Origin of the sequence: Lentzea kentuckyensis, assembly GCF_002150765.1 — a bacterium.
Taxonomy (GTDB): domain Bacteria; phylum Actinomycetota; class Actinomycetes; order Mycobacteriales; family Pseudonocardiaceae; genus Lentzea; species Lentzea kentuckyensis.
Genome location: NZ_MUYM01000134.1, coordinates 23,743 through 33,224, shown reverse-complemented (window position 1 = coordinate 33,224; position 9,482 = coordinate 23,743). Strand labels below are relative to the sequence as shown.

Below are 9,482 nucleotides of genomic sequence, written 5' to 3'. Positions count from 1 at the left end.
TCACCCCAGCAGTTTGTCCAGTGTGATCGGCAGATCGCGGACCCGGACGCCGGTGGCGTGGTGCACGGCGTTCGCGATCGCGCCGGCCACGCCCACGATGCCGAGCTCGCCGATGCCCTTCGCACCGAGCCCGCTGACCAGCGGGTCCGGGTGGTCCAGGAACCGGACGTCGATGCGCGGGATGTCGGCGTGCACCGGCACCAGGTACGAGGCGAGGTTGGCGTTGGTGAACCGCGCGCTGGCGTCGACCTCGGTGGCCTCCAGCAACGCCTGACCGATGCCCATCACGACGGCGCCCTGGATCTGGCTGCGAGCAGCTTTGGCGTTGACGATCGTGCCCGCGTCGCACACGGACAGCCAGCGGGTCACCCGCGGTTCGCCGGTCAGCCGGTGCACCCGCACCTCGCAGAAGTGCGCGCCGAACGAACGGTAGCCGTGCTCCGGGTCGACCAGCCGGGGTGACGTGCCGATCGCTTCGACACCACCGACGTCGCACGTCGTGAGCAGCGTGCCGAAGCTCATCGTCAGGCCGCCGGACGACACGCTGCCGTCGCGGTACCCGACCTCGGCCGGATCCTTGCCGTGGAACGGGGAACGCGGGTTCGTGACGGCCAGCGAGATCAGCTCGGTCTGCACGGATCTGGCGGCCACCTGGACGGCCGGGCCGTTGGTGCACGTCGAGTTCGAACCACCCGCGTTGGCCGCGGCGGGCGAGGTGGAGTCGCCGAGCTCCGGGCGCACGCGGGTGACCGGGATGCCCAGCTCGTCGGCGGCCAGGATGGCGAACACGGTGTACTGACCGGTGCCGAGATCGGCCGCGGTGCCGGACACCGACGCCGTCCCGTCCGGATGCAGCCTGACCTTGATGGACGCCTGTCCGCGTGACGCCCCGTAGGTCGCGGTGGCCATGCCGGTGCCGACGAGCCAGTCGCCGTCGACGCCCGCACGGACCTGCTTGGGCCGGCGTGACCAGCCGAACTCCTCGACGCCGCGCCGGTAGCACTCGTCGAGGTGCTTGCTGGACCACGGTTTCCCGGTGTTGGGCACGAGGGTGGCGTAGTTGCGCAGCCGCATCTCGACCGGGTCGATGCCGAGTTGTTCGGCCAGTTCGTCCATCGCGCTCTCCAACGCGAACGAGCCGTTCGCCTCGCCCGGCGCGCGCATGACCGTCGCGGCGCCGAGGTTGAGCGGCACGATCGTCTTGGTGACGCGGATGTTCGGGCTCGCGTAGGTGGTGAGCGTCCAGTTCGCCACGGACTCGGACCAGTTGCCGCCCAGACCGCGGCTGGTCACGCCGTCGTTGACGATCGAGGTGAGCTCGCCGTCCGCGGTGCACGTCATCGAGATGGTCTGCTCGGTCATCGGCCGGTGTCCCGCCATCGCGAACACCTGCTCGCGGGTGAGCGCCGCCTTGACCGGCCGGCCGAGCGCCCGCGACGCCGCGCACGCCAGCGGCACCTGCGCCCAGTTGCCCCACTTGCCGCCGAACCCGCCGCCCACGTGCGGGCTGAGCACGTGGATCTTCGCGGGGTCGATGCCGAGCGTCTCGGACAGCCTGCGCTGCACCAGCAACGCGCCCTGGGACACGGTGTAGACGGTGAGGTGGTCGTTGGTCCAGGTCGCCACGGTCGCGTGCGGTTCCATCGCGCAGTGGTGCTGGAACGGCGTGGTGTAGCTGGCGGTGAAGGTGATGTCGCCCAGGGCCTGAGTGCCGACGACTTCTTCTACCTCCTCGAACTTCTGGAGGGTGCGGCCGGGGAACTCGGTGACCGGTGGTTGCTGCTGGTAGGTCGTCGTGATCAGGCCGGCGGCGTCGCGCGCCTGTTCCCACGTCTCGGCGACCACGAAGCCGACGGCCTGGCCGAAGAACCGGACCTCCTTGTCCTGCAACGGAGGCAGCCGCTCGTCGTTCTGCTCCTGGACGTACGCGAAGAGCTTGAGCGGGTTGAACGGCGTGTACACGGCGAGCACGCCGGGGGAGGCGAGCGCCGCGGCCGTGTCCATGCCGGTGATCTGCCCGCGACCGACGGTGCTGGTCACCAGGTGGCCGTAGGTGACGCCGGGGATCTTGGTGTCGGCGGCGTAGGGTGCCGCGCCGGTGACCTTGATCCGGCCGTCGACCCGGTCGACGGAGTGCCCGATCACCGCACACCCGCCGCGTCGAGCAGGGCGCGGACGATCGAGCGTTTCAACAGGCTTGGTTTGAACGCGTTGTGCGCCAACGGGCGTGCTCCGTCCACCGCGGACTCGGCGGCGTCGGCGAAGGTCCGTTCCATCGCCACCCCGCCTTTCAGGGCTTCCTCGACGGCTCGCAGCCGCCACGGTTTCGTGCCGACCCCGCCGGCCGCGAGCCGGACGTCCTGCACCACGCCGCGTTTGAGGCTGATCGCCGCCGCGACGGAGGTGAGCGCGAACTCGTAGGACTGCCGATCGCGGATCTTGAGGTAGGTGGAGTGCCGTGCCCAGGGCAGTGTCGGCACGACCACCTCGGCGATCAGCTCGCCCGGCCCGAGCACGTTCTCCCGCTCCGGCGTGCTGCCCGGCAACCGGTAGAACTCCTCGAGCGGCACCGTCCGTTCGCCGCCGGAGCTCCTGAGCACGACTTCGGCCTCCAGCGCGACGAACGCCACGGCGACGTCGCTGGCGTGGGTCGCGACGCAGGAGTCGCTGGTGCCGAGGATCGCGTGGCCGCGGTTGATCCCTGTCAGCGCCGGGCAGCCGCTGCCTGGCAGGCGCTTGTTGCACGCCGACGTGACGTCGCGGAAGTAGTCACAACGGGTGCGCTGCATCAGGTTCCCGCCGATGCTCGCCATGTTCCGCAGCTGCCCGGACGCGCTGAGCAGCAACGCTCGCGAGATCATCGGGTGAACGGACGTGACGACCGGATGTGCGGCCACGTCGCCCATCCGTTCCAGCGCGCCGATGTGCAGTGCGCCGTCACGCAGCCGGATTCCCTTGAGCGGCAGGGCGTTGACGTCGATCACGCGGTCGGGCGTCATGACGTCGAGCTTCATCAGGTCGACCAGGGTGGTGCCGCCGGCGAGGAACGCGGAGCCCGGCCGGGCGAGCTTCAGGGCGTCGCTGACGGTCGACGCCGTGGCGAAGTCGAACGCGCGCATCAGCTCTCCTTGACCTGCTTGATCGCTTCGAGGATGTTCGGATAGGCGCCGCAGCGGCAGAGGTTGCCGGACATGGCCTCGCGGATCTGGTCGTCGGTGCGCACCTCGCGGTCCTCGGCGACCTTGACCGCGGACATGATCTGCCCGGACGTGCAGAACCCGCACTGGAAGCCGTCGTGGTCGATGAACGCCTGCTGCACTGGATGCAGCTCGTCGCCGTGCGCGATGCCCTCGATCGTGGTGACCTCCTTGCCCTGCAAGGTCGCCGTGAGCGTCAGGCACGACAGCACCCGCCGGTCGTCCACGTGCACGGTGCAGGCGCCGCACTGGCCGCGGTCGCAGCCCTTCTTCGTGCCGACGAGCCCGAGCCGTTCCCGCAGCGCGTCCAGGAGCGTCACCCGTGGGTCGAGACTGAGCTTCTGGCGCTCGCCGTTGACCTTGAACGCCACCTCGACCAGGCCCTGTGCCTCGGGTGGTGCCGCGCTCGCCAAGGCTTCGGCCGCCGGTGCGGACAACGCGACGCCCGCCGACACCGCCGCCGCCTGGCCGAAGAACTGCCGCCTGCTGGTCGTCATGTGACCCCCTGTACTCGGGGCCACACAAGCAGTATCGACCCGATGGGTCAAGGCGCCAACGCGCCGAATCTGGCCGGTAACGTCAGTTCCGGTACTAATAGATCCGATGTATCGGGTCGATTCGTCGTGTTTGTGCCAACCTGTCGGTTCAGTGTGCTGAATCAGCCGCCGGTGACGGCTTCGCAGGTGACCTCCTGGCCGGGCTTCGCGGTCGCCGTCGCCAGCTCCTTGACGCCGTCGAGCAGGATCCGGCACGTCAGCACCTGGTCACCCTTGGGCGTGGCGGAGACCTGCGCCTTCTCGCCCGCGTTGATGACGACCTCGTGCTGCCACGGCAGCGGCTTGCTGGTGGTGACCGACTTCGGGGTCTCCTTGCGGTAGCGATCGGCGTTCTCGGCGTAGGTCACGTCCACGGCCGTGTCGGCGGGCTGGGCCTTGACCTCGTAGGTGATGGCCCAGGCCTTGCCGGTCAGCGTGGTCCAGCCGCCCTTCTGGTTCACCAGGAACACCGTGCCGCCGCCGATCACGGCCAGCACGGCGAGGACGATGAGTGTCTTCACAGGACAGAAATTATGGCCGGTCGGGCTGCGCTCGCATCATTCGCCGGGGTGACGGGCGGGTCGTACCTGAGGACGACGCGCACGCCCGAGATCATGCCGCGCCGGGTGCCGAGGTGTCACGATGTGCGCGTGCCAACCTACTTGCGCCCCGGTGTCTACATCGAAGAGGTGGAGGTCGGCTCCTGGACGAACCCGCAGCTGCGTCGCCCCTACGAACCGCCGCGGCCGTTGAAGCCGGGCATCCCGGCGAAATGGCTGGCCGAACACTCGATCGCCGCCTTCATCGGCCGCCCCGCACGTCAGGATGGGACCGAGCCGGTTTACGTGACCAGCTGGGATGCCTATCGCCGCCAGTTCTGGGACGTGTCCGAAGAAACCGTGAACCTGCCGCGCGCAGTGCAGGGCTTCTTCCAGAATGGCGGCACGGGGTGCTGGATCGTCCCGACCGACAACCTCGACGAGGCGTTCACCATGCTAGAGCGCATTGAGGACGTCTCAACGGTGTGCCTGCCCGACCTGACGGGCATCGACGACTCCGCACACGCCGGTCGGCTACACGCCATCACGCACTGCGAGATGATGGGCGACCGCATCGCGATCATCGACCCGCCACCGGGGCTCGGCGCACAGGAGGTCCGGAACTGGCGAACCCATCGCGGTTACGACTCGAAGTTCGCGGCGCTGTATTACCCCTGGCTGCGCATCATCGACCACACCGGGATCGTGTCCGTACCGCCGTGTGGCCACGTCGCAGGTGCTTACGCGCGGTCCGATCTGCTGCGGGGGCCGCATCGCCAAGCCGCGAACCTCGAACTGCGGGGCGTGATCGGCCTGGAGGAGGACCTCATGAAGACCGAACAGGAGTTGCTCCATCCGTGGGGCGTCAACTGCCTGGTCTCCATGGCGAGCGGCATCCGGGTGTGGGGTGCGCGCACGATGTCGAGCGATCCGGCGTGGTTCCGGCTGGACCGGCGGAGGCTGATGAACTTCGTCGGGCGCAACATCGTCGCGGGTACGAGTTGGGTGATCTTCGAGGACTCGTACGACAAAGGTCTTTTCCAGCGGATCGAGAGTGCGCTGGACGAGTTCCTCGGGTTGTTGTGGCGTTCAGGTGCGCTGGAGGGTGAGACCCCGGCCGAGGCCTATTCGGTGCGGTGCGACGACGCGGCGAACCCGCCGGAGACCCGGGACGCGAACCAAATCGTCGCCGAGTGCGGGATCACGGTGGGACGGGGGCCGTTGTTCTTCCGGGTGGTCTACTTCCTCGGCTGAATCCCGCGCTCAGCCAGCCCGAACACGGCTGCCGGCGTGCCGATGTCGGTCAACACCGCGATGGCCAGTTTTCGTGCGCGTTGGTCGGATGCGGACACCAGATCGAGCAGCCAGGGCACAGCTTCGCCGCCGATCGCACGCAGCGCGAGCTCGACCGCAGTTCGTACATCCGAGTTCGCGCTGTGCACCAAGGGCGCCAGCAGCGGCAGCATCTCCGAACCGATTACCGCAGCGCTGTCCGTGGCGGCGGCCCACACAGATCGTTCTCTGTCCTGCATGAGCCGCACGACGGTGGCCTTCACCTCCTCGGTGGACCTGATCTGCAGCGTCTGCGCGATCATTTGGCGAGTCGGCGCATCCATGAGCGCTGCGGCAAGAAGAAGATCGCTCGTGGGGAGCAGGGCTATCGCGACCTCACACTGCCGCGCCTGGCGGTTGAGCATGTCGTTCATGCCACCGGGCCAGGTTTCCAGCGCATCCATGGCCCTGAGCCAGACTTGGGGACGTTCGTCCTCCACCGCTGCCTGCAGCGCTTCGGCGCCGTCGGGACCAAGCCGGCTCAGCGCACGGGCGGCGGCGACTCGCACCTCACTGGGGCGGGGCGACATGAGCGCAGCCTGCAAAGGAGTTACCGCTTCGTCGCCGCATCGCACCAGCGCCTCGATGCCGTCCGGCAGGTTGGCGATCAACTCGTCCACCGGATCGTTGTGCCCCAGGGCTTCCAACGCATCGGCCACTCGCCAGGCCACGTCGTCGTCCAGGTCGTCACGCGCCGCCAGCAACGCCGGGATCGCGCGTTCGTCCAGCGTCCCCAGCACCTCGGTGGCCGCGGCCCGCACGCTCGCGCTCTGGTCGTGCAACGCACTGATCAACGGCTCCGGTGCGTCGGCGCAGATCGCCTGCAGAGCCCGGAGCGCGTCGGTGCGCACCCGGACGTCGTTGTCGCGCATGGCGAGCAGCAGCGGACTGACCGCCGCCTCACCGAACGCGCCGAGCATGCCGACGGCCTGCCACCGGATGTCGACGTCGGCGTCGGTCGAAGCGGCCGCGAGGATCGCCTGCGCCTCGGCACCCCCGATGGCGCGCAGACCACCGCTGGCGAGGGAGCGCACGCGGTCGTCGGGATCGTGCAGCGCGTGGCCGAGGGCCGGGACGACCTGCGGATCTGTGGTCTGCCGCAACGCACTCAGCGCGGCGAGCCGCACATCGGCTGAGGGGTGATGGGCCGCCGCTTCCACCAGGCCGATGACGGACGCCGGGGCGAGCCGGGCGAGTGCGGCCGCCGCGGCAGTGCGCACGGCCGGGACGCCGTCGAGCATGGCGTCCATCAGTTCCGGGACCACGTAGACGCCGATGACGCACAGGCGGTCGGCGATGTTCTGGCGTCGGTAGCCCTCCAGTGCGGGGGAGGTGAACTCGGCCAGCAGGCGTTCGTGTTCGGGGCGGATGAACTGCTCCAGCACCGGATCGACGGTCGGCTGCAGGCGGGCGATCATCTCGTACACCGGCTGGAGGCGTTCGTGTTGCCAGAGGTAGGCGTCCGCGCGGTCCGCCTCGTCCCACTCGCGGGCGGCGGCACGGACTCGGCGGAGCAGGACGAGGTCGTCCTGGCCCAGCTCGATCCACTCCCGCAGGCGGTCCCAGCTGCCGAACAAGGCCTCGTGCGCGGCGGACACCACGGGTTCCTGGCCGGCGTCGGCGCTGCGCACCAGCAGGCGGGCCTCGACGAAGACGTCGATCAGGCGCTCCGCGGCGGGATTCGTGACCACAGTGGACAGTGGGGCGCGGCGGCGGGCCACGTGGCCGTGTTCGTCGATGTCGACCAGTTCGCGGAACACCGCGTCGAAGGTGGCGCGGGTGGCGTCGTCGAGTTTGCGCTGGAACACGTCCTCGGCTCGGGTGCCGATCGCGCCCGCCACGCCGCCGAGTCGTTCGTACGCGTGGTGGGTGAGCGTGCCGGGGCAGACGCGGTGCAACTCGTCGAGGGTGTAGGCGAGCAGGGGGAGGGTGCCGGGTTGTTTGCCGGCGTCGTCCAGGATCCGGCCGGGCAGTCCCTCGTCGAACTCCAGACCGGCGCGCTCGGCGGGCCTGGCGATCATGTCGATCAACGTGTCGGTCGGCGTCGACAGCGGGAACTGGCCGGTCTCCAGCAGTTTCGCGAGGGCCGGGATCTCCACGCACCGGTGGTAGAAGTCGGAGCGGACGGTGGCCACGACGTGGGCAGGGCCGGGGTTCGCGAGCAGCGCGACGAACGGCTCGACGTGCTCCGGCGCGACGATCGTGAAGAGCTCCTCGAACTGGTCGACGAAGATCAGCGTCTCACCGGTGACGTGCCGGGCGAGGTCGCCGGCGCGCAGGTCCCGCACGACTTCACGCGGTGTCCCGCCGAGCTTCACGGCGAGCGCGAGGAACGGATCGTCGCCCAGTTCGGCCGGCGTGAAGCGCGGGCCGAACCACTGGTTGCCGGTGTGCTCGGGCACCGTCCACCCGCGCGCGGCCAGCCGGGGGATCAGTCCGGCGCCCACCAGCGAGGACTTGCCAGAGCCGCTGGCGCCGACCACCGCGACGAACCGGCTGGCGTCGACCCGGCTGACCAGTTCGTCGGTCTCGCGGCCGCGTCCGAAGTAGATCGGCGCGTCGTTCGGCGTGAACGACCGCAGCCCGGGAAACGGCGACCCCCGCCACCGCGGGCCGGTGTCCTGCCTGGCCTCACCGACGACCAGCCGGTGCAGCACCTCGCGCAGGTCGGCGCTCAGCTCCTCGCGGAACTGCTCGGGAGCCGCGTACCCCTTGTGGCCACGCAGAATCGCTCCGGTCACGGGATCCCGCAGGCGCGCGAAGAAGCCCTCGACCCGGTCGTACTGCTCCTGCTTCTTCGTCCGCTCCGGATCGGACGCGCTGATCAACAGCTCGGTGGTCCGGCGGTAGAGCAGCACCTGTCCGCTGCCGCTGACGCCGTCCTCGAACTCCCACTCCGTACCGGACAGGTAGGGCTGACCCGCACGCGAGTACTCGGGGTACGGCAACGGAGTGCCCATCCGCGCCCAGAACAGCACCACGACCACGTCGCAGTCCCGCGGCCGCGGCAGTCCGCTGTCGATCGACGCCTGGGGTGTGCCGGAAGCGAGGATCGGCGCGCCCGCGCCGGGCTTGTCCCACGCGACGACCTCGAGCGCCACCCGCCCGCGCAACGCAGGTTCGTACGGCAGCCGGTCGAGCACCTCGAGCGCGATCGCGCGCTCGTCGGCGACGTCGCCCGGTGACGACAGGAACACGCGGATGCGCTGCACCCGCTCAGAGTAAGGCCGTTGTTACTTGAGCAGCAGTCGCACGGTGAGTTCGAGGCGGTTCGCGACGTCCGTGGCCGTGGCCCGGCGCGTCACCCAGGCGACCAGGTTCGACAGCCACACGTCGCCGATCACGCGGGCGATCGCCTTCTGCTCGTCGGTCGGCTCCTCCTCGCTCATCGCGCGGGTGAACATCGACTCCATCAGCCAGGACACGCGGTCGATCTCGGCGCCGGCGGAGGCGTCGGCGAAGGTGAACGCGCGGGTCATCGCCTCGGTGAGGTGGGGGTTGCGCTGCAGGCCGCGGGTGATGCGGCCGAGCACGAACAGCACGCGCTCGTAGGGGCTGTCGCCGGGGACCGTGGTGCGGTCCATCTTCTCCTGGGCGCGCTCCAGTTCCACGGCGAGGCTCGACACGAGCAGGTGGACCTTCGACGGGAAGTAGCGGTACAACGTGCCCAGCGCGACGTCCGCCCGGTCGGCGACGGCGCGCATCTGGACGGCGTCGAACCCGCCCTTGGACGCCAGCGCGATGGTCGCGTCGACGATCCTCTTGCGCCGTTCGCGCTGGGCCGCGGAGCTGAGCTCCTCGCCCGCCATCAGCGCGTCCGTGCGGGACTTCGAAGGTGACACGGAGATGATCCTCCTGAAACGTGTTGCAGCTGCCCT

7 protein-coding genes are annotated in these 9,482 nt (G+C 69.6%); 1 reads left to right on the top strand and 6 read right to left on the bottom strand.

Annotated features, from left to right (window positions below; all coding sequences use genetic code 11):
* The 4 genes from B0F77_RS41755 to B0F77_RS41740 all read right to left on the bottom strand — a co-directional run bounded on the left by B0F77_RS41755 (position 1) and on the right by B0F77_RS41740 (position 4,254).
* Positions 1 to 2,145, bottom strand: a complete 2,145-nt coding sequence (locus tag B0F77_RS41755; protein ID WP_086668603.1) for a xanthine dehydrogenase family protein molybdopterin-binding subunit — start codon at positions 2,143 to 2,145, stop codon at positions 1 to 3.
* Positions 2,142 to 3,119, bottom strand: coding sequence for an FAD binding domain-containing protein (locus tag B0F77_RS41750; protein WP_086668602.1), 978 nt, complete (start codon positions 3,117 to 3,119; stop codon positions 2,142 to 2,144). Before B0F77_RS41750 ends, B0F77_RS41755 begins: the two co-directional genes overlap by 4 nt.
* Positions 3,119 to 3,694 carry a (2Fe-2S)-binding protein gene (locus tag B0F77_RS41745; RefSeq protein WP_086668601.1) on the bottom strand — a complete coding sequence of 192 codons (576 nt, stop codon included), beginning with the start codon at positions 3,692 to 3,694 and terminating at the stop codon, positions 3,119 to 3,121. The genes B0F77_RS41750 and B0F77_RS41745 overlap by 1 nt, the downstream gene beginning before the upstream one ends.
* A 161-nt stretch (positions 3,695 to 3,855) precedes the next feature.
* Complete coding sequence (locus B0F77_RS41740; protein WP_086668600.1) at positions 3,856 to 4,254, bottom strand: hypothetical protein; 399 nt, start codon at positions 4,252 to 4,254, stop codon at positions 3,856 to 3,858.
* Positions 4,255 to 4,383: 129 nt separating this feature from the next.
* Between B0F77_RS41740 and B0F77_RS41735 the strand changes: the two genes are divergently transcribed.
* Positions 4,384 to 5,526, top strand: a complete 1,143-nt coding sequence (locus B0F77_RS41735) for a phage tail sheath family protein (protein WP_158102973.1) — start codon at positions 4,384 to 4,386, stop codon at positions 5,524 to 5,526.
* Here the strand turns inward: B0F77_RS41735 and B0F77_RS41730 are convergent.
* Together B0F77_RS41730 and kstR are read right to left on the bottom strand one after the other, a co-directional pair.
* Complete coding sequence (locus B0F77_RS41730; RefSeq protein WP_086668598.1) at positions 5,511 to 8,816, bottom strand: HEAT repeat domain-containing protein; 3,306 nt, start codon at positions 8,814 to 8,816, stop codon at positions 5,511 to 5,513. The genes B0F77_RS41735 and B0F77_RS41730 overlap by 16 nt on opposite strands.
* A 21-nt stretch (positions 8,817 to 8,837) precedes the next feature.
* A complete protein-coding gene (gene kstR, locus B0F77_RS41725; RefSeq protein ID WP_242642927.1) occupies positions 8,838 to 9,413 on the bottom strand; it encodes a cholesterol catabolism transcriptional regulator KstR in 576 nt (191 codons plus the stop codon).
* Positions 9,414 to 9,482 lie beyond the last annotated feature (69 nt).

Coding starts and splice junctions, on each gene's coding strand:
- B0F77_RS41750 (WP_086668602.1), bottom strand. CDS start 3,119: ATGCGCGCGTTCGACTTCGCCACGGCGTCGACCGTCAGCGACGCCCTG.
- B0F77_RS41745 (WP_086668601.1), bottom strand. CDS start 3,694: ATGACGACCAGCAGGCGGCAGTTCTTCGGCCAGGCGGCGGCGGTGTCG.
- kstR (WP_242642927.1), bottom strand. CDS start 9,413: ATGGCGGGCGAGGAGCTCAGCTCCGCGGCCCAGCGCGAACGGCGCAAG.